A 20051-nucleotide genomic window follows, 5' to 3' on the forward strand; every position below is an offset into this window, starting at 1 on the left:
CGCCCTGTTTTGGTGGGAGCGGCGCAAGCCCTGATGAGACCCTTGGCTACCTAGGCAGCGCTTGACACTTGGACCAAAGCGCTCGGGGTGCCGGGGGCCGAGGCCACGATGCCGACGAGACGGCGCTGTCTTGTTAGGGTCGTGGCAGTCCACCGGAAGGCAACACCGTGAGTCAGTCCGCCTCATCGCGGCGCAAGCCCCTGCTCCTCCTCGTCGTCGCCCTCGCGGTCGCGGCGCTGGTGGCCGTGGCCGTGTGGCGTCTCGGCGGGGACGACGACGTGTCGCCGCTCGCCGCGGGCCCGAGCGGCGAGCCGACCTCCGCGTCACCCTCGCCCGAGGCGTCGACGACGCCCGCGCCGGAGAAGACGTCACCGAAGGCCGAGGCGCCTGAGAAGTGCGAGGGCCCGGACACCCAGTTCAACGTCGAGGGCATCCGCCAGGAGAGCCTGCTGCCGGACTGCGGCGCTCCGGCCCCGGTCACCCCGGCCGAGCAGAAGAAGTCCGGCCTCGGTCTCTCGTGCGGCGGTTCCTACCCGGTGATCCTCTACAAGACCACGACGACGGGCGCCAAGACGTCGATCTGTGGCAAGACGAGCTCGGGGGAGGAGTTCCGCTTCGTCACGCAGGCCGACGGCGGCGACACGGTCGACGTCAAGGGTGAGTACGACCCCCAGCTCGACGCGTTCGTGGCCAAGAAGGACGGCGTCTCCTACGCCGTGCAGGCCTACGACGGCACCCTGGTCGTGACGAAGGACGGCCGCACGACGAAGCAGAAGTCGTCGGACTGGATCTCGCTCGACAACGAGTCCGACTACGACTGATCGTTCCCGTTGCGCCTCCCCGCACGGTGCCTAGGCTGGCGGGGTGGCCCCTGACAACGACACCCCGTCCCCGCACGTCTTCGTCATCTTCGGTGCGACCGGTGACCTCGCCCGGCGCAAGCTGTTCCCGGGTCTCTACCGGCTCGCAGCAGCGTCGAGGTTGCCCGACGACTACGCGATCATCGGCTCGGGGCGCCACTCGCCCGGCTCCGACGAGGAGTTCCGCGACAAGATCCGCGAGTCGCTGACGGAGTTCGTCGACGACCTGGACGACTCGATCGCCGACGACGTGCTCGGCCGGCTGACCTTCTGCGTCTCGGACGCCGACGACGGCGCGGACCTCGCCGAGGCAGTGGATTCTGCTCTCGACGACCTGGGCGAGGGGGCGGAGAAGCTCATCTATCTCTCGGTGCCGCCGACCGCGATGGAGCCGATGATCGGGATGCTCGGCAGGGAGGGGGTCGCCGACGACGCCCGCCTCGTGATCGAGAAGCCCTTCGGCACCGACCTGTCGTCCTCTCGCGAGCTCGACGCGACCCTCAAGGACGTCGTGTCGGAGGACCAGGTCTTCCGCATCGACCACTTCCTGGGCAAGGAGGCGGTGCAGAACATCCTCGCGCTGCGGTTCGCGAACGGCCTGATCGAGCCCGCGTGGAACCGGGACCACGTGGTCTCGGTCCAGGTCGACATCCCCGAGGAGCTGACCGCCGAGGGACGCGGCAGCTTCTATGAGTCCACCGGCGCGTTCCGCGACATGATCACGACCCACCTGTGCCAGGTGATGGGCTTCGTCGCGCTGGAGCCGCCGGTCACCCTCGACCCGACGGCGCTGCGCAACGAGAAGTCCAAGGTCTTCGCCGCGATGCGCCCGCTCGACCCCGAGCGGGTCGTCTTCGGCCAGTACGAGGGATATCGGGACGAGGAGGACGTCGACCCCGACTCCGAGGTCGAGACCTTCGTCGCCCTCGAGGCGTGGGTCGACACCGAGCGCTGGCAGGGCGTGCCGTTCTACCTGCGCACGGGCAAGGCCCTCGGTGCGACCCGGCGCACCATCACCCTGACCTTCCGCACGCCGCCGATGGGTCGCTTCGGCGATGACGCGTACGGGCCCAACGAGCTCGTCCTCGAGCTCACCGACTCGCCGACCGTCAGCGTCGACCTGTACGCCAAGCGGCCCGGGCCCACGATGGCGCTCACGACGTCCACGCTCCACCTCGAGGTCGCCGAGGACGATCCGCAGGACGAGCCCCTCGAGGCGTACGAGCGGCTCCTGCTCGACGTCATGAAGGGCGACCAGACGCTGTTCACCCGCTCCGACGAGGTCGACCGGCTGTGGCAGATCTGCCAGCCGGTGCTCGACTCGCGGCCGCCCACGCAGCCGTACGCGCAGGGTTCGTGGGGGCCCGACGACGCGGTCGCTCTCCCCGGCAGCCGCGGCTGGCGGCTCCCGGATGCCTGAGCGCCCCGACAACCTGCTCGGCATCGAGGACCATGGCCTGATCGGTGACCTGCGCACCGCGGCGCTCGTCGGGACCAACGGGACGATCGACTGGTTCTGCGTCCCGCGTTTCGACTCACCCAGCGTGTTCGGGGCGATCCTGGACCCGGAGGAGGGCGGCTCCTGGGAGATCGCACCCCGCGAGGGCACGGTCCGCACCCAGCAGTTCTACTTCCCTGACTCCGCAATGCTCGCAACCCGGTTCCTGACCCACGACGGGGTCGTGGAGGTTCACGACTTCATGCCCGTGCTGCAGGCCGGAGACCCCGATCACCGGCAGCGGCTCGTGCGCCGCGTCGTGGCGGTGCGGGGCACCACGCGCATCCGGATGCGCCTGGACGCCCGACCCGACTACGGTCGGGCCCGCTGCACGGCCGAGCCGGTCGAGCACGGCGTCCTGCTGACCGGCGACGGGGTGCGCATGGGGCTCAGTGCGTCGTGCGAGGTCGAGAGCGACGACGACGGCGTGGTGTCAGCGGACCTGGAGCTCACGACCGGAGACGTCGCGCTGTTCGTGCTGGAGGTGCTCGGCCAGGACGAGGAGCTCCGGCAGGCCGACGTCCGGGACACGTCGACGCTGTTCGAGGCGACCGCGAAGTTCTGGCGCGGATGGCTCGGGCAGTCCACGTACACGGGCCGCTGGCGCGAGATGGTCAACCGCTCGGCGATCACGCTGAAGCTGTTGACCCACGAGCCGAGCGGGGCCGTGATCGCGGCGCCGACGACGAGTCTGCCCGAGGCGATCGGCGGCGACCGCAACTGGGACTACCGCTACGTGTGGATGCGCGATGCGGGATTCACGCTGTACGCCCTCCTGCGCCTCGGTTTCACCGACGAGGCCTCGGCCTTCATCCGCTGGCTGTCCGAGCGGCTCGGCAACGACACCGACGACATGGACGACGACCTCGGGCCGCTGCGCGTCCTGTACGACATCGACGGGAACGTCCCCCGCGAGGAGACGATCCTGGACCATCTGGCGGGCCACCGTGGCTCGCGGCCCGTGCGGGCCGGCAATGCGGCGGTCGACCAGCTCCAGCTCGACATCTACGGCGAGCTCATCGACTCGGTCTACCTGTTCAACAAGTACGGCGCGGGCATCAGCAGCGACGCGTGGCGCGATGTCACTCGGGTCGTGGAGTGGGTGTGCGACAACTGGGACCGCGAGGACGCCGGGATGTGGGAGGTGCGCGGCCGGACGCGGGCGCACACCACGTCCCGGCTGATGTGCTGGGTGGCGATCGAGCGCACGATCCGCATCGCCCGTCAGCGGGGTCTGCCCGGCGACATCTCGGCGTGGTCCGCGGTGCGCGACCAGATCTACGAGCGCATCATGACCGAGTCGTGGAACCCCGACCTCAAGGCGTTCACCCAGGTCGAGAACGGCGACGCCCTCGACGCGGGCGTGCTCCTCATGCCGATGGTCAAGTTCCTGTCGCCTGCCGATCCGCGCTTCCTCTCGACGCTCAAGGCGATCGAGGAGCGGCTCGTGGTCGACAGCCTGGTGTTCCGCTACGACCCCGACCAGGCCCCGGACGGTCTCGACGGCGAGGAGGGCACGTTCTCGCTGTGCTCGTTCTGGTACGTCGAGGCGCTGACCCGTGCGGGCCGCCTGGACGACGCGCAGCTCGCGCTGGAGAAGATGTTCACCTACGCCAACCACGTCGGGCTGTACGCCGAGGAGGTCGGTGCGACCGGAGACCAGCTCGGCAACTTCCCGCAGGGATTCACGCATCTGGCGCTGATCAGCGCGGCGATCAACCTGGACCGTGCCCTCGACGGCTGAACCGCAAGTTCACAGGGATACCCACAGATGTGGGTATGGCCACATCGAACCATCTGTGCTAGTGATTCGTGACCGGCGTCACATCGGTGGTCAGTCCTCGTACACGTCCGGGATGCCGTCCCCGTCCGCGTCGCGGATCTCGCGCTCGTGGACCCCGCGGTAGTGCCGGTTGCGGGCTCGCAGCAGCACGGCGGCAGCGGTCGCCGAGATCAGCGAGCCGAGCAGCACACCGACCTTGACGTGCTCGTCGGCCTGGGTCCCGACACCATACGCGAGCTCGCCGATCAGCAGCGAGACCGTGAACCCGATGCCGGCCAGCATCGCGAGCCCTGCGACGTCGATCCACGCGAGGTCCTCGTCGAGATCGGCCTTGGTGAAGCGGGACGCGAGCCAGGTCGCGCCGAGCACGCCGATGCTCTTGCCCGCGAACAGCCCCACGACCACGCCGATCGTGATCGGGTCGCGCAGCGCGGACCGCAGCCCGTCGAGCCCGCCGATCGCGACCCCGGCGGAGAAGAAGGCAAAGACCGGCACCGCGACGGCGGCCGACAGCGGGCGGAAGACGTGCTCGAGGTGCTCGGCCAGCCCGGGACCCTCGGACCCGTCCCTGCGCAGCACCGGGACCGCGAAGCCCATGAGCACGCCGGCGACGGTCGCGTGGATGCCCGAGGCGTGCACGAGCGCCCAGATCGTGACTGCGAGCGGCAGCAGGATCCACCAGGTCCGGATGCGGCGCTGCACGAGGATCGTGAACGCGCCCAGTGGCAGCAGCGCGACGAGGAGCCAGACGATCTGCAGGTCGCTGGTGAAGAAGACGGCGATGATGACGATCGCGAGCAGGTCGTCGACGATCGCGAGGGTCAGCAAGAAGGTGCGCAGCCCGGTCGGCAGGTGCGTGCTGATGACCGCGAGGACCGCGAGGGCGAACGCGATGTCGGTCGCCGTCGGGACCGCCCAGCCGTCCAGCGAGCCGCCCAGGTTGATCAGCACGAACAGGGCCGCGGGCACGATCATGCCGCCGACCGCGGCGAGCACGGGGATCGCGGCTCGCCGTGGATCGCGCAGATCGCCCGCGACGAACTCGCGCTTGAGCTCGAGTCCTGCCACGAAGAAGAAGATCGCGAGCAGGCCGTCCGCGGCCCAGGCGCCCACGCTGAGGTCCAGGTGGAGGGCGGACGGGCCGATCACGGTGTCGCGCAGATCGGCGTACCAGTCGCCGGTGTTCGCCGCCACGAGGGCAGCGACGGCGGCGACGATCAGCAGCGCCCCGCCGATCGTCTCCTGTCGAAGGATCTCGGCGATCCGCGAGGCCTCGGGCCAGGATCCGCGGTTGAACAGGCGATTGCGTGAAGTGGTCATGGGGCTTCCGGGGTCGACGACGTCATGCCGACCAGACTTCCCGGCGCACCAGCGACCATTCTACGGCCGACGCTGCTGCCGCGGCGCCCGGCACTCCTCCGCGCGCACGGGTAGCCTGCGGACATGCCTGACGTCGCGATCGCTGCTCCCAACGAGGCCGCGGCCGATGCCGGCGAGCAGATCGCCCTGGCCGGCGGCAACGCGGTCGACGCTGCGGTGGCGGCGGTGCTCGTCACGATGGTCAACGAGGTCGGCCTCGTCTCGCTCAGCTCAGGCGGCTTCGTCACGGTGCAGCCCCCCGACGGCGGGCCGCCGCAGACCGTCGACGGCTGGATGGACATGCCGGGCCGCGGCCAGGCGCTCGGTGGCGGCACGTGGGACACCGACACCGAGTACGGCGGCGGCGTGAGGGTCACCATCGGGCCGGGCTCGGTGGCCGCGCACGGCTCGGTCGCTGCGCTCGAGGAGACGCACCGGCGCTGGGGCAGCGTCCCGTGGCGCGAGCTGGTGACCCCGGCGATCGAGGTCGCGCGGCAGGGCTTCCACATGAGCTCGGCCTCCCGCTACTACCTCGATCACGTCCACCAGACCATCTTCGGCTGGGACGAGGAGAGCCGCACGGCGGTGCACGACGCCGAGGGTGAGATCGAGACCGGCCTGATCGTCGTCCCTGACCTCGCGGCGTCGCTCGAGCTGATCGCGGCGGACGGGGCGAGCGCGCTCCACACCGGTGAGCTCGCGCGGCTCATCAGCGCGGACGTCGTCCGGCGCGGCGGCATCCTGGGCGCCCAGGACCTCGCCGACTACCGTCCGGTCGTGCGTCCCTCGCTCGTGGCCCGCGCCGGCGACTGGACGTTCGGCACCAATCCGCCGCCGTCGGTCGGCGGGGTGTGCGTCGCGGCGATGCTGAGACTGCTCGACGGACGCCCGCGCGGCGACTGGGAGCCCGAGGACGTCCAGCACATCATCGACGTGCAGCGCGCAGTCCTGGGTCACCGACTCTCGGTGCTCGACCACACCGACGACCTCGAGCGCGACGCGGCGGCGTTCCTCGACCTCGTGGACCGTGACGACCTGGCTCTCCTGGAGTCCGGGTCCACCGCGCACGTCTCGACCACCGACAGCGACGGTGGTGCCTGCGCGGTCACAGTCTCGTCGGGCTACAGCTCAGGCATGATCGCGCAGGGGACCGGCATCTGGCTCAACAACTGCCTCGGGGAGCCCGAGCTCAACGCCCGAGGCCTGCACGGCCTCGCCCCGGGCACGCGACTGCTGTCCAACATGGCACCGACGGTCGGGCAGCACGTCGACGGCTCCGCGATGGCGATCGGGTCGCCGGGTGCGGACCGCATCACGACGGCGATCGTGCAGACGCTCGCGGGCTTCGTCAACGGCGGCCTCGGTCTGCAGGACGCGGTCAACCACCGCCGGGTCCACGTGCACCGGGCCGGCCGGCCCGACGAGGTGGTGCGGACCGAGACCGACCTCACGATGTACTACGGCGGGGTCGGCGCCACGCTGCGACGCCCCGACGGGCACCTGGTGGCCGCTGCCGACCCGCGCCGCGACGGTGCCGTGCGTCTGGTCCACGGTCCCGCGCCAACGATGCCGGGGTGACGGGAAGCATGCCGGCCACACCTGTCGTGATCGGCCACCGCGGGGTGCCCGGGGAGCGTCTCGAGCACACCAGGGCGTCCTATCTGCTGGCGATCGAGCAGGGCTGCGACTACATCGAGCCCGACGTCGTCGCGACTCGGGACGGGGTGCTCGTCGCCCGCCACGAGAACGAGATCGACGGGACGACCGACGTCGCCGAGCGACCCGAGTTCGCGGACCGCAAGACTCTCAAGGTCGTGGACGGAGTGCCCCGCGCGGGCTGGTTCACCGAGGACTTCACGCTCGAGGAGATCAAGACGCTCCGGACGCGCGAGCGGCTGCCCAAGCTGCGCCCGCAGAACATCCCACTGGCCCACACCGAGGAGATCCTGACCTTCGAGGAGGTCCTCGACATCGCCGAGGGGGCCAGCGTCGGCCGTGACGAGCCGATCGGGGTCTACGTCGAAACCAAGCATCCGACGTACTTCGCCGGTCTCGGCCTGAATCTCGACGACCTGCTGATCGCGGATCTCGAGCGGCGAGGGCTCAACCACGAAGGGGCTCGCATCGTCATCCAGTCCGACGAGACGACCCACCTGCGCGCCCTGCGGGAGCGGACGCCGCTCACGCTGGTGCAGCTCCTGGACCGGCAGGGCGCACCGTACGACCTGAAGGCGGCGGGCGACCCACGGTCGTACGCTGCACTGGCCACGCCCGAAGGCCTGCGGGACGTCGCCGCGTACGCCGACGGGATCGGGCCCAACAAGAGCCTGGTCATCGGGCGTGACCGCGCGCAGCGGCTGACCCGCGAGACCGGGCTCGTGCGCGACGCCCACGAGCTCGGACTGCTGGTGCACGTCTGGACGATGCGCAACGAGAACAACTTCCTACCGGTCGACCTCCGGCTCGGCCGCGACAAGGCCGCCCACGGCGATGCCGTGCGCGAGTACCTCGCGTTCTACGACGCAGGTGTCGACGGCGTGTTCAGCGACTTCACGCAGACGGCTGTCCGGGCCCGGGAGGCGTGGGCGGCACGTCGTTAGGCTGCACCCAGATCGTGTCGGAGCGCTTGGGGATCAGCACCCACGCGACCAGGTAGGCGATGATCAGCGATCCCGCTCCGAGGACCGTGAGGACGACCAGGACCAGCCGGACGACGGTGGCGTCCATGCCGGTGTAGTCGGCCAGGCCGGAGCAGATGCCGGCGATCCATCGGTCGTCAGTGTTGCGGGTCAGCTTCTTCATCGGGGACTCCTTCTGAGGTGGGGGACGTGGTGTGGGGGGTGGGTCGGGTCTGGCGGACAGTTGCTGCGATGCCGATCAGGCCGAGCAGGATCAGGACGGCCGACGCGGTCAGGCTGAGCTCCCGCGGAGTCAGCAGATCACGCTCCCAGACGGCCCAGTTGCCGACGACGGCCAGGAAGAACAGCCCGAACGCGAGGCTCTCCCAGCGGAACGGATGGCGGGTCATTCTCTGATCACCTCGATGTTGCCGAGCTTCTGCGCGATGTCGATGGTCAGGGCGGCCGACCGGTCGGGGGCTCCGGTCTCCAGCGAGACGTCCGTGCCGTTGTCGGTGAGTCCGAACAGGGAGATCTCGCCGGCCCGCAGGTCCGCGTCGACCCGGACGGCCAGACCGTCCGGCACGACGACCTTGGTGTGGCCGATCCCTGCGTGGATCACGATCCTGCGCCCGAGCAGGGCCTGGGGGTCCGCGACCTGTGACAGGTCGACCTCGAGCAGCCCCACCCCGTGACGGTAGTGCGCGTCGACCGCCGCGGCCGTGACCGGGGTCGGCTGCTGCGCACCGATCCGCCCGTTCGGGAGCAGGGAGCCGATGGTCAAGGCGATGGCCAGCAGCGCGCCGATCGCGATGAGACCGCCGCTGTTGCCGAAGAACGCGCCGACCAGGAGTCCCATCGCGACGACCGTCAGGGCGACCGCGATGTACGTCGTCCGGGGCACGCTCTCCTGCGTCACGTCGTAGATGACCGTCACCGCGACCGCGATGGCCACCCACGACATCGTGAGACCCAGGAGGGCCTGGGAGCGCCGGTCCCGCGGTGTGCCGGCCGTCTGGCGCTGGAACCGGCGGGTCGCCGCCGGGTCCGCCGCACCGCCGGGCGCGTGGACCGTCGCCGGCTGCTCGAGGCGCTCGCGCTCCTCGCGTCGGCGCCGCGGTCCGAGGTAGAACACCCAGACCACCAGGGCGACGGGGAGCAACCACCACGGTGAGCCGTCCCACCAGGACCAGCTGGTGTCGCCGACCAGCGCGAGCGAGGCCAGGACCACCGCCACGAGCAGACCCGCGACGCGCACCTGCTCCTCGTTGCGGTCCAGGTTGAACCACTCGGCGGCCAGGCTCCTGTCGGAGCCCTCGGACGGCAGCAGCACCCACGCCGCGACGTACAGGATCACGCCGGCGAAGCCCGCCACGGTGAGGACGACGATCGCGACGCGGACCACGACCGGGTCGATGCGCAGATATCGTGCGGCTCCCGCGCACACGCCGGCGACCACACGATCGTCCTGCGAGCGCTTCATGTCGATGATCGTCCGCAACCGGTGCGGGTCGAACTCGTCGTCCCGGGCGCCGGGCTGAGGGCCCGGGGCGGGCGGCGGCTGGGAGTCGGTCATGTCACCATCGTGGCGGAGACCGGCGCCCCGGGGCATCGGGTACGACCCTGAATCCCACCCGGGCACCCTGACGACGGTCGAGGGGCCTTCCTGGTGGCGGGCGCGCGCACGTACGTGTGACGATTCATGGGTGAGTCCAGACCCCCTGCGCGTCGCCGACGGCTATCGGCGCGCGTACCGGCCCGCGGACCACCGTCTCGTCGGCGGTGTCTCGGCGGGACTGGCCGAGCACCTCGGCGTCCCGGTCCTCTACGTGCGGCTGGTGTTCATCGTCGCGACGTGGATGCAGGGCGCGGGCGTCATCGCGTACCTCCTGCTGTGGCGGTTCCTGCCGTTGGAGCGCCCCGAGCTCTCGCCCGGCCTGGAGTCGGCGACCCGCCGCGGCCTGCGCACCCGAGACCGGACCGGACCGACCGAGATCGCCCAGACGATCGCCCTCGGAGCGGTCGGGGTCGGGGTCCTGTTCCTGATCCAGGCGACCGGACGCGGTATCGGCGGCGGACTGTTCGCACCGCTCCTGGTCGGCGTGGTGGGGCTGGCGGTCATCTGGCGCCAGTTCGACGACGTCGCGTGGGAGCGCTGGATGCGGCAGACCCGCGGCTGGGCGTTCGCGTCCCGCCTCGCGGCCGGCGCAGCGCTCGTCGCGCTCGCGGTGCTCTACTTCCTGGGCAAGGAGGGCGGCTGGGGTGCCGCGCTCAACCTGGCGTCCGCCCTGGTCATCGCGGTGCTGGGCATCGGTCTCATCCTCGGTCCGTGGATCTCGCGGCTCGTCGGCGACCTGGGGGAGGAGCGACGCGAGCGGGTCCGCTCCCAGGAGCGCGCGGACGTCGCGGCCCACCTGCACGACTCGGTTCTCCAGACGCTCGCGCTGCTGCAGAAGAACGCGGGCGACTCCGCGACCGTCGCCACGCTCGCACGCCGGCAGGAGCGAGAGCTGCGGGCCTGGCTCTACGGCGACGACGAGCAGGCCGGGGACTCGCTCGTCGCGGCGCTGCGGGCCGCGGCGGCAGAGGTCGAGGACACCCACCGCGTGCCGGTCGAGGTCATCGCGGTCGGTGACGCCCCTCTCGACTCCGACGCGCTGGCGCTGTCCCGCGCCGCGCGCGAGGCCATGATCAACGCCGCGAAGCACGCGAAGGTCGAGCGGATCGACGTGTACGCCGAGACGGACGGGCACGTCGCCGAGGTGTTCGTGCGGGACCGCGGCGTGGGCTTCGACCTCGCGACCATCGCGGCCGACCGCATGGGCGTCCGCGGCTCGATCGTCGACCGCGTCGAGCGCCACGGTGGCACCGCCTCGGTCCGGAGCGGTCCGGGCGAAGGCACCGAGGTCGCGCTGCGTGTCACGCTCAGTCCCGGCGAGCCGACGACCGGACCCGCTCCCGCTGAACCCCCACCGACCGAAGAGGCTCCCTCATGACCACCCTGCGCGTCGCGATCGTCGACGACCACGCCATGTTCCGCACCGGTGTACGAGCCGAGATCGACGGCCCCGTCGACGTCGTCGCGGAGGCCGAGGACGTCGACAGCGCCGTGGCGCAGATCGCGGCGACGAAGCCCGACGTCGTCCTGCTCGACGTCCACATGCCCGGCGGGGGAGGGCTCGAGGTGATCCGTCGGCTGCACCTGCGGCACCCCGAGACCAAGTTCCTGGCCCTGTCGGTCAGCGACGCGGCCGAGGACGTCATCGGCATCATCCGCGCGGGCGCGCGGGGCTACGTCACCAAGAACATCTCGGGCCCCGAGCTGCTGGACGCGATCGGCCGGGTCGCGGCCGGCGACGCGGTGTTCTCGCCGCGCCTCGCAGGATTCGTGCTCGACGCCTTCGCCGGGACGATCGAGATCGCCCAGGTCGACGAGGACCTGGACCGGCTGACCGAGCGCGAGCGCGAGGTCATGCGCCTGATCGCCCGCGGCTATGCGTACAAGGAGGTGGCCAAGGAGCTGTTCATCTCGATCAAGACCGTCGAGACCCACGTCTCCAGCGTCCTGCGCAAGCTGCAGCTCTCGAGCCGCCACGAGCTCACCCGCTGGGCCAACGACCGCCGCCTCATCTGACCCGAACCCGCGACTGGCGCAAAGTGAAGGAAATGAGACGGCGTGTCGTCCACTTCCGCGCCACTCGCGGATGGGTCCGCGCCACTCGCGGACGGGTTTGCGCCACTCGCGTACGCGGGCGGGCTGGGACATGATGGTCGCCATGACGTCTCTTGGCACCGCCCTGCTGGTCACCGTCGCGCTCGCCGTCCCCACGGCCGGGTCGACTGCGGTCGCCGCCGAGAAGCCACGGTCCGCGATCGTGGAGAAGAAGGTCATCGGCCAGAGCGTGAACGGCCGCGACATCGTGGCCTGGCGACTCGGCACGCCGACGTCGAAGAAGAAGGTGCTGCTCATCGCCGCGATGCACGGCAACGAGACCGGCCCGACGCGCACGCTGCGCGCCCTGCGCGACGGCCGGCCCATCAAGGGTGCCGACATCTGGGTCGTTCCCGTCCTCAACCGTGACGGGGTGGCCAAGGGCAAGCGACAGAACGCCCGCGGGGTCGACCTCAACCGCAACTTCTCGACCGGGTGGAAGAAGCAGGGCGGGGCGACCTACTCCGGACGCAAGGCCTTCTCCGAGCCCGAGTCGAGGGCCATCCGCAGCTTCGCTGACAAGATCAAGCCCGAGTACACGATCAGCTTCCACCAGCCGCTGAACGGCATCGACATCCGCGACACCGGCAACAACAAGTGGGCCAAGCGCCTCGCCGCGCAGATCCGGCTGCCCAAGAAGGCGTTCGACTGCTTCTCCTCGTGCCACGGGACGTACTCGATGTGGTTCCGCAAGCACCACAAGGCGGGAGCTGTCATCACGGTCGAGATGCCCGCGAAGGTGTCCACGAAGTATCTGACCCGGGTCGCGCCGCGAGCGATCCTGCGCAGCGTCAACGCGACCCGCTGAGGGCTCGCCGGGACCCGCCGGCGGGTCTAGCCTGTGGGCATGGACGAGCAGCCGCATCTGATCGTGATCTTCGGTGCCACGGGCGATCTGGCCCGCCGCAAGCTCCTGCCCGGAGTGATGCACCTGCTGCAGTCGGGTCTGGTCCCTGACTCGCGCATCCTCGGCGTCTCGATGGACGACTTCGACGACGAGGGCTTCCGGACGTTCGCCGGCGAGGCCTACCGCGAGTTCAGCACGCGGGAGATCGACGAGCAGAAGTGGCGCGACTTCGCGCCGAAGCTGTCGTACATCAACGTGAGCGAGGGCGCCGACGGGCTCGCGAGGGCTGCGGCGGAGCTCGAGAAGGACCTCGGCGGCAGCCCGCGCCGGCTGCACTACCTGAGCGTCCCGCCCAAGTCGGCGCTGGACGTGGTGCACACGCTCGACGAGGCGAACCTCGTGGAACGCTCGCGCATCATCATGGAGAAGCCGTTCGGGACGGACCTGGCCAGCGCGAAGGCCCTGAACGCCGAGCTCCACGAAGTCTTCGACGAGGAGCAGATCTTCCGCATCGACCACTTCCTCGGCAAGGAGGCGGCGCTCAACATCCTGGCCTTCCGCTTCGCGAACGGATTGTTCGAGCCGATCTGGAACCGCAACTTCATCGACCACGTGCAGATCGACGTCCCCGAGACGCTGTCGCTGGCGGGCAGGTCCGGCTTCTACGAGGGCACCGGAGCGTTCAAGGACATGGTCGTGACCCACCTGTTCCAGGTGCTCGCGTTCATGGCGATGGAGCCGCCGACGTCGCTGGACTCGGACTGGATCTCGGAGGAGAAGAACAAGGTCTTCCGCTCGATGCGGCCGCTGGACCCGCACCACGTCGTCCGCGGTCAGTACCAGGGCTATCGCGACGAGGACGGTGTCGCCTCGGACTCCGAGACCGACACGTTCGTCGCGCTGAAGGCCGAGATCGACAACTGGCGGTGGGCCGGCGTCCCGTTCTACCTGCGCACCGGCAAGAAGATGGCCGAAGGGGCGCGGATCATCTCGATCGCGTTCCGCGAGCCGCCCAAGAGCATGTTCCCCGCCGGATCGGGTGTCGGCCTCGCGGGGCCGGACCATCTGACGTTCGACCTCGCCGACGCCTCCCGGCTGTCGCTGTCGTTCTACGGCAAGCGTCCCGGTCCGGGGCTGCGGCTGGACAAGCTCAGCATGCAGTTCGCGATGCAGGAGACCGAGCGGGCCGGTGAGGTGCTCGAGGCGTACGAGCGGTTGATCCACGACGCGATGCGCGGCGACCGGACCCTGTTCACGACGGCCGAGGGCATCGAGCGGCTGTGGGAGATCTCCGAGCCGCTGCTCGAGGACCCGCCTCCGGTGCGGCCCTACCAGCAGGGCACGTGGGGACCCAACGCGATCCACCAGCTCATCGCGCCGGGCGCGTGGCGGCTGCCGTTCGAGCGCACGTGGCGCAAGCCCAACCCCAACGCCGAATGACTAGGCTTCGGGGTTCTCGCGCTTCTTGCGCTTCTCGATCACGTCGTGACCGGGCAGGCGGGGCGGGGCCTCGTGCGACCGGTCGCGGCTGCCGGCTCCGGTGAGGGCCAGACCGATGAGGACGATGCCCGCGACGAGCAGCAGGAACAGGACGAAGGTGAACGGCACGTCCTGAGGATATCCGGTCCGATCAATGGCCCGTACGCCCGTCAGGCGGTCCAGTGCCGCTCGACCAGGCGGAGCGCCTCGTCCCGCGAGAGGCCCTGCCGGCGGGCCAGCCGGGCGTACGCCTGAGCGGCCGCGTCGGACTCGGCGTCGTCCAGGTGGCGGGCCGCGATGAACGTCCCGCCGCGTCCGTGCGTCTCGATGATCCCGTCGGCCTCGAGCGCGCGGTACGCCTTGGCGATCGTGTTGGTCGCCAGGCCGAGGGTCTCGGCGAGGCCACGGACCGTCGGCAGCCGGTGGCCTGCGGCCAGCCGGCCGTCGGCCGCCTGCTCGGCGATCTGACGGCGCAGCTGCTCGAACGGGGCGTCGGGGGCGGTCGGGTCGATCCTGACGTCGAGGCTCATCGCTCCAGCACCACCATCGGGAACGGCCGGCCCGCCGCGTCGCGGTCACGCCGCCGCACCGCGACGAATCCCTGCGAGCGGTAGAAACCGAGGCCCGTGTCGTTGCCCTCGTAGACCTCGACGCTCGTGGCGCCCACGCGGGCCAGCAGGTACGTGCCGAGGCCGCGGCCGTGGAACGGCGGGTCGACGTAGAGCAGCTCGACGTGGGAGTCGCGGGCGCCGACGAATGCGATCGCGGCGTTCCCGTCCTCCACCAGCCAGACGTCCATCGAGGGCAGGTACGCATCGCGGATGAAGGGCCGCATGCCCGCGATCTCCTCGTCGCCCATGAAGGCGTGGGACGACCGGGCGGCTCGCTCCCACACGTCGGTCAGCGCATCGAGATCGCCCTCGCGGGCCTCCCGGACGGCATGGGCGGGGTGCATGGGCAGGAGTCTACGTTCGCTGGAACCCCCGCCCCCGATGTCGGGTGCGGCAACTAGGCTGGAAGGCACGATGACGCTGCCGTTCCCCGTGCCACCCGCCGCCTCCCTGACGCCCGCCGACGCGCGGCGTCCCCGCTCCGAGACCCTGCTGGAAGGCCTCAACGACGCGCAGCGGGCTGCGGTGTCCCATCCGGGTGGGCCGCTGCTCGTGGTGGCCGGCGCCGGATCGGGCAAGACCCGCGTGCTGACCCGGCGGATCGCCTGGCTCATCGCGGCCCGTGGAGCCCACCCCGGCTCGATCCTCGCGATCACCTTCACCAACAAGGCGGCCGCCGAGATGCGCGAGCGCGTCGCGGAGCTGGTGGGCCCGCGGGCCCGCATGATGTGGGTCTCGACGTTCCACTCCGCGTGCGTGCGCATCCTGCGCCGCGAGGCGACCAAGTTCGGCTTCACGTCCTCGTTCACGATCTACGACGCCGCCGACCAGCGGCGGCTGATGACCCTGATCTGCCGTGACATGGACCTGGACCCCAAGAAGGTCAACCCGCGCGCGGTGCTCAACTGGATCTCCAACCTCAAGAACGAGCTCGTGGACCACGAGTCGGCGGCCGGCCGGGCGACCAACCCCACCGAGGAGATCTACGCCGAGGCCTACAAGGCCTACCAGGGGCGCCTGCAGTCCGCCAATGCGATGGACTTCGACGACCTGATCATGAACACGGTCCACCTGTTCCAGGCCTGGCCCGACGTCCGCGAGACGTACCGCCGCCGCTTCCGCCACATCCTGGTGGACGAGTACCAGGACACCAACCACGCGCAGTACGCGCTGATCAAGGAGCTCACGGACGAGGAGTCCGATCTGCTGGTCGTGGGCGACTCCGACCAGTCGATCTACGCGTTTCGTGGGGCCAACATCCGCAACATCTTGGAGTTCGAGGACGACTTCCCCAACGCCGCCACGATCCTGCTCGAGCAGAACTACCGCTCGACCCAGACGATCCTGTCGGCGGCCAATGCGGTCATCAGCCGCAACGAGGGCCGCAGGGACAAGCAGCTGTGGTCCGCGGAGGGCGACGGCGAGAAGATCGTCGGCTACGTGGGCGACGACGAGCGCGACGAGGCACAGTTCATCGCCGATGAGGTCGACAAGCTCGTCGACTCCGGCGAGTTCGCGGCCAAGGACGTCGCGATCTTCTATCGCACCAACGCCCAGAGCCGGGTGTTCGAGGAGGTGTTCATCCGCGTCGGCCTGCCCTATCGCGTCGTCGGGGGTGTGCGGTTCTACGAGCGCAAGGAGATCAAGGACGCGCTCGCGTACGTCCGGGTGCTGGTCAACCCCCGCGACACCGTCTCGCTGCGCCGCATCATCAACGAGCCCAAGCGGGGCATCGGCGATCGGGCCGAGGCCTCGATCCAGCGCCTCGCCACGATGCACGACATCAGCTTCTGGGAGGCGCTGACCCGCGCGGACGAGGCACCCGACCTGGCCACCCGTTCCCTCAACGCGATCCAGGCGTTCACGACCTTCATGGGCGAGCTCATGGAGATGGCCGACTCCGGAGCTCCGGCCGACGCGGTGCTCGAGGCCGCGCTGACGCGCAGCGGCTACCTCGGCTCGTTGGAGCAGAGCTCGGACCCGCAGGACGAGACCCGCGTCGAGAACCTCGCGGAGCTCGTCGCGGTCGCCCGCGAGTTCGTGGTCGGCGCGAGCACCGTCGACGACGACACCGACGAGCAGCCGGCCGAGGAGCGTCCGGCCGCGGTCGAGGCGATCCCCGACGAGCCGAGCCTGGGGGAGGGGTCGCTCGCGGCCTTCCTCGAGCAGGTCGCGCTCGTGGCCGACGCCGACCAGATCCCCGACGAGGGTGACGGTGTCGTCACCTTGATGACGTTGCACACCGCCAAGGGCCTGGAGTTCCCGGTCGTGTTCCTCACCGGCCTCGAGGACGGGGTGTTCCCGCACATGCGCTCGATGGCCGACAACAAGGAGCTCGAGGAGGAGCGGCGGCTCGCGTACGTCGGCATCACCCGGGCCCGTACGCGCCTGTACGTCACCCGGGCGACGACCCGCTCGGCGTGGGGCGCGCCCGCGTACAACCCGGCGTCGCGCTTCCTCGACGAGCTGCCGGAGTCGCTCGTGCAGTGGCGCCGCCTCGCCTCGCCGCCGACCCAGTGGACGCCGAGCCAGCCGTCCGCGACCGCGCAGTCGTCGTTCCGCACGTCCAACGTCGCGGCGCGAGCCCGCAAGAAGGGCGACCGCGAGATCGTCTCGCTGGCACCGGGCGACCGGGTCAGCCACGACAGCTTCGGACTCGGCACCGTGATCACGGTGGAGGGTCAGGCCGAGAAGTCCGTGGCGTCGGTCGACTTCGGCTCGCAGGGCGTCAAGCGCCTGCTGCTGCGCTACGCACCGGTCGAGAAGCTCTGACCCGGGCGGGCAACGTTACGGGGTGACCTTGTGCTCGACCAGCGCCGCGTACGGGTCGATCGGGCCGCCGCCGCCGGGGCGGACCTCGAGGTGCAGGTGCGGACCGGTGACGTTGCCCGTCGAGCCGGTGTAGCCGATCACGTCGCCGGGTCCGACCTGGTCGCCCGGTGAGACGGCGATCTTGCTCTGGTGGCAGTACCAGACCTCGGTGCCGTCGTTGAGGGTGATGACGGTGCGGTTGCCGTATGCGCCCTCGTAGCCGGTGGACTTCACGGTGCCGGCGGCGATCGAGACGATCGTGGTGCCGGCGGGACCGGCGAAGTCCAGGCCCGTGTGGGTCGTGGACCACAGGCCGCTGCGCTGGCCGAATCGCGCCGTCAGGTGGTAGCCCGTGACCGGGATGACCCACTGGTTGAGGCGCTGCTTGGTCGCTTCCTTGCCGACGGCCTTGACCAGCTCCTGCTGGGCGCGCTGGGTCTGACCGGCCTGGGCCTTGGTCTGGCGCAGCTGCGTCGTGCGGTTGAAGTCGCGGCTGATGTCGACGTCGCCGCCGGCAGCCTCGTCCGGACCCGTGTAGCTCTGCGAGATGGTCTGGTACTTGTCGGCCCGCAACGAGTTGGCGTCCGTGTTGTCGCTGACGATGGCAGAACCAAAAGCAGCCAGGACGAGTGCGAAGGCACCGGCCATGGCTGGAGTGGGGGTGAAGCGCTTGCGGGTCCTGCGGCGTTCGGCCGCTCGTTTGCCGGCCACGCGGGTAGGGGTCTCGTGTCGAACGTCAAGTCGGCGTTTAGGCGCAGACGAAGACACGCAGAAAACCTCCGGGGGTGGAAACGGGAACTCGTGGAGCCTAGCCGACGGCTGGGTGCGGGGGAAACCGTATATGTACAAGTCTTGGTCTTGGCGCGCGTTTCCCGCGCCGAACCGCCCGAAACTGTGACAGCACTCACCACTGTGGGAGCATCGGGGCCATGGCGAGGGACCGGGTCGTGGTGGGGGCGTTCGGTGCCGACTCCCGCGCGCGGGAGATCGCGCGCAGGCTGCGGGACGAGGGACACGAGGTGGTGCTCGTCGGCGGTGAGCAGTCCGCCGAGCAGCTCGTCCGCACCGCGGTCGCCGAGGACGCGAGCCGCATCGTCGCGGACGGTGACGAGGACGACCTCGAGCGCCTGCGGGCCCTCTGCGCCGAACTGGGTGTCGACGCGCCGCAGGTGGGTACGCCGCGGTGTGACGCAGCCAACGCTCGTGAACGCTGAGTTAACGGCTAGAGTCGCAAAGGCTCATTTGAGGCGGCCTCCGGCCGACCGTGAGCACAGCGGAACTTCCAACTGAGGACGGACACCACCGTGGATTTGATGGAATACCAGGCGAAGGAGCTCTTCGCCAAGCATGGGGTCGCGACGACGCTCGGCGTTGTCGTCCAGACCGCCGACGAAGCCAAGGCCGCCGCCGAGCAGCTCGGTGGCGTCACCGTCATCAAGGCGCAGGTCAAGGCCGGCGGACGCGGCAAGGCCGGCGGCGTCAAGATCGCCAAGACCCCCGAGGACGCCTTCGAGCACGCCTCCAACATCTTGGGCATGGAGATCAAGGGCCTCACGGTCAACCGTGTGCTCGTCACGCCCGCGACCCCGCCGGTCGAGGAGTACTACTTCTCCTTCCTGCTGGACCGCTCGAACCGCAGCTACCTCTGCATCGCCAGCGTCGAGGGTGGTGTGGAGATCGAGGAGGTCGCCAAGACCAACCCCGAGGCCGTGCGCCAGATCCCGATCGACGCCGGTACCGGTGTCGACGAGGCCAAGGCCCGCGCGATCGTCGAGGAGGCCAAGTTCCCGGCCGAGCTCGCCGACCAGGCCGTGGCCATGGTCCAGTCGCTGTGGAAGGTCTTCGTCGAGGAGGACGCCACGCTCGTCGAGGTCAACCCGCTGGCTCGCCTCGAGGGCGACAAGCTCGAGGCGCTCGACGGCAAGGTCTCCCTGGACGAGAACGCCTCCGAGGTGCGTCACCCCGAGCACGAAGAGTTCGTCATCCACGAAGAGGCTGACCCGCTCGAGGCGAAGGCGAAGGCCAAGGGCCTGAACTACGTCAAGCTCGACGGTGAGGTCGGCATCATCGGCAACGGCGCGGGACTCGTCATGAGCACCCTCGACGTCGTCGCGTACGCCGGTGAGAAGCACGGCAACGTCAAGCCCGCCAACTTCCTCGACATCGGCGGAGGCGCGTCGGCCGAGGTCATGGCCAACGGCCTGGACGTCATCCTGAACGATCCGCAGGTCAAGAGCGTGTTCGTCAACGTCTTCGGCGGCATCACGTCGTGCGACGCGGTCGCCAACGGCATCAAGGGCGCTCTCGAGCTCCTCGGTGACGAGGCCTCCAAGCCGCTGGTCGTCCGTCTCGACGGCAACAACGTCGAGGAGGGTCGTGCGATCCTCAACGAGCTCAACCACCCGCTCGTCACCCAGGTGGACACGATGGACGGCGCGGCCGACAAGGCCGCCGAACTGGCGAACGGCTAAGG

At 70.0% G+C, this 20051-nt stretch carries 20 protein-coding genes; 12 read left to right on the top strand and 8 right to left on the bottom strand.

Translation table 11 applies throughout. The features are described from left to right. Positions 1 to 167 precede the first annotated feature (167 nt). Genes GEV27_RS03940 through GEV27_RS03950 form a run of 3 tightly spaced genes read left to right on the top strand, consistent with a single transcriptional unit; the run spans position 168 to position 4102 of the window. Positions 168 to 821 (top strand): hypothetical protein, encoded by a 654-nt coding sequence (locus tag GEV27_RS03940; protein WP_153933498.1) that lies wholly within the window; start codon positions 168 to 170, stop codon positions 819 to 821. A 43-nt stretch (positions 822 to 864) separates the two neighbouring features. Next, positions 865 to 2280 (top strand): glucose-6-phosphate dehydrogenase, encoded by a 1416-nt coding sequence (gene zwf / locus GEV27_RS03945; protein ID WP_153654213.1) that lies wholly within the window; start codon positions 865 to 867, stop codon positions 2278 to 2280. Next, entirely contained in the window at positions 2273 to 4102 is a 1830-nt protein-coding gene (locus tag GEV27_RS03950) for a glycoside hydrolase family 15 protein (protein ID WP_153910094.1), read from the top strand. Before zwf (GEV27_RS03945) ends, GEV27_RS03950 begins: the two co-directional genes overlap by 8 nt. Positions 4103 to 4192: 90 nt before the next feature. Here the strand turns inward: GEV27_RS03950 and nhaA are convergent, their stop codons facing one another. Next, positions 4193 to 5461, bottom strand: coding sequence for a Na+/H+ antiporter NhaA (nhaA, locus tag GEV27_RS03955; protein ID WP_153933499.1), 1269 nt, complete (start codon positions 5459 to 5461; stop codon positions 4193 to 4195). A 123-nt stretch (positions 5462 to 5584) separates the two neighbouring features. On the opposite strand from nhaA, the gene GEV27_RS03960 reads away from it, so the two are divergent. Then, positions 5585 to 7078: a gamma-glutamyltransferase gene (locus GEV27_RS03960; RefSeq protein WP_153654207.1), complete on the top strand. Its 1494-nt coding sequence runs from the start codon at positions 5585 to 5587 to the stop codon at positions 7076 to 7078. After that, positions 7075 to 8100 (top strand): glycerophosphodiester phosphodiesterase, encoded by a 1026-nt coding sequence (locus tag GEV27_RS03965; protein ID WP_309222015.1) that lies wholly within the window; start codon positions 7075 to 7077, stop codon positions 8098 to 8100. The genes GEV27_RS03960 and GEV27_RS03965 overlap by 4 nt, the downstream gene beginning before the upstream one ends. On the opposite strand, the gene GEV27_RS03970 is transcribed toward GEV27_RS03965, so the two are convergent. From GEV27_RS03970 to GEV27_RS03980, 3 genes are read right to left on the bottom strand one after another with little or no spacing between them, the layout of a single operon-like run. Then, entirely contained in the window at positions 8051 to 8302 is a 252-nt protein-coding gene (locus GEV27_RS03970) for a PspC domain-containing protein (protein ID WP_153654205.1), read from the bottom strand. The genes GEV27_RS03965 and GEV27_RS03970 overlap by 50 nt on opposite strands. Continuing rightward, the gene (locus GEV27_RS03975) at positions 8277 to 8528 is read right to left on the bottom strand and encodes a hypothetical protein (RefSeq protein WP_153654203.1); all 252 of its coding nucleotides are present in this window, start codon (positions 8526 to 8528) and stop codon (positions 8277 to 8279) included. Before GEV27_RS03975 ends, GEV27_RS03970 begins: the two co-directional genes overlap by 26 nt. After that, a complete protein-coding gene (locus tag GEV27_RS03980; protein WP_194944118.1) occupies positions 8525 to 9694 on the bottom strand; it encodes a PspC domain-containing protein in 1170 nt (389 codons plus the stop codon). Before GEV27_RS03980 ends, GEV27_RS03975 begins: the two co-directional genes overlap by 4 nt. 130 nt (positions 9695 to 9824) lie before the next feature. On the opposite strand from GEV27_RS03980, the gene GEV27_RS03985 reads away from it, so the two are divergent. From GEV27_RS03985 to zwf (GEV27_RS04000), 4 genes are all read left to right on the top strand, one after another. After that, positions 9825 to 11114 carry an ATP-binding protein gene (locus GEV27_RS03985; RefSeq protein ID WP_243838773.1) on the top strand — a complete coding sequence of 430 codons (1290 nt, stop codon included), beginning with the start codon at positions 9825 to 9827 and terminating at the stop codon, positions 11112 to 11114. Beyond that, positions 11111 to 11752, top strand: coding sequence for a response regulator transcription factor (locus GEV27_RS03990; protein ID WP_153654198.1), 642 nt, complete (start codon positions 11111 to 11113; stop codon positions 11750 to 11752). Before GEV27_RS03985 ends, GEV27_RS03990 begins: the two co-directional genes overlap by 4 nt. Positions 11753 to 11894: 142 nt before the next feature. Next, entirely contained in the window at positions 11895 to 12638 is a 744-nt protein-coding gene (locus tag GEV27_RS03995; RefSeq protein ID WP_194839877.1) for a M14 family zinc carboxypeptidase, read from the top strand. A gap of 39 nt (positions 12639 to 12677) precedes the next feature. After that, a complete protein-coding gene (gene zwf / locus GEV27_RS04000; protein ID WP_153654194.1) occupies positions 12678 to 14117 on the top strand; it encodes a glucose-6-phosphate dehydrogenase in 1440 nt (479 codons plus the stop codon). Here zwf (GEV27_RS04000) and GEV27_RS04005 read toward each other — a convergent pair whose 3' ends face one another. Genes GEV27_RS04005 through GEV27_RS04015 form a run of 3 tightly spaced genes read right to left on the bottom strand, consistent with a single transcriptional unit; the run spans position 14118 to position 15111 of the window. Further along, a complete protein-coding gene (locus GEV27_RS04005; RefSeq protein WP_153654192.1) occupies positions 14118 to 14285 on the bottom strand; it encodes a hypothetical protein in 168 nt (55 codons plus the stop codon). A 41-nt stretch (positions 14286 to 14326) separates the two neighbouring features. Next, positions 14327 to 14686: a GntR family transcriptional regulator gene (locus GEV27_RS04010; RefSeq protein ID WP_153933502.1), complete on the bottom strand. Its 360-nt coding sequence runs from the start codon at positions 14684 to 14686 to the stop codon at positions 14327 to 14329. Next, complete coding sequence (locus tag GEV27_RS04015) at positions 14683 to 15111, bottom strand: GNAT family N-acetyltransferase (protein WP_153933503.1); 429 nt, start codon at positions 15109 to 15111, stop codon at positions 14683 to 14685. Before GEV27_RS04015 ends, GEV27_RS04010 begins: the two co-directional genes overlap by 4 nt. Positions 15112 to 15181: 70 nt before the next feature. Between GEV27_RS04015 and pcrA the strand changes: the two genes are divergently transcribed. Next, positions 15182 to 17539, top strand: coding sequence for a DNA helicase PcrA (gene pcrA / locus GEV27_RS04020; protein WP_153933504.1), 2358 nt, complete (start codon positions 15182 to 15184; stop codon positions 17537 to 17539). Positions 17540 to 17554: 15 nt separating this feature from the next. Here pcrA and GEV27_RS04025 read toward each other — a convergent pair whose 3' ends face one another. Then, a complete protein-coding gene (locus GEV27_RS04025; RefSeq protein WP_208430743.1) occupies positions 17555 to 18289 on the bottom strand; it encodes a M23 family metallopeptidase in 735 nt (244 codons plus the stop codon). A 218-nt stretch (positions 18290 to 18507) separates the two neighbouring features. Between GEV27_RS04025 and GEV27_RS04030 the strand changes: the two genes are divergently transcribed. Together GEV27_RS04030 and sucC are read left to right on the top strand one after the other, a co-directional pair. Beyond that, complete coding sequence (locus GEV27_RS04030) at positions 18508 to 18792, top strand: hypothetical protein (protein WP_153933505.1); 285 nt, start codon at positions 18508 to 18510, stop codon at positions 18790 to 18792. A gap of 90 nt (positions 18793 to 18882) precedes the next feature. Beyond that, on the top strand, positions 18883 to 20049 hold the full coding sequence (gene sucC, locus GEV27_RS04035) for an ADP-forming succinate--CoA ligase subunit beta (protein ID WP_153654183.1): 1167 nt from the start codon (positions 18883 to 18885) through the stop codon (positions 20047 to 20049). Positions 20050 to 20051: the final 2 nt, after the last annotated feature.

The sequence above is a fragment of the Aeromicrobium sp. S22 genome, from assembly GCF_009661045.1.
In the GTDB taxonomy this organism is placed as follows: domain Bacteria; phylum Actinomycetota; class Actinomycetes; order Propionibacteriales; family Nocardioidaceae; genus Aeromicrobium; species Aeromicrobium yanjiei.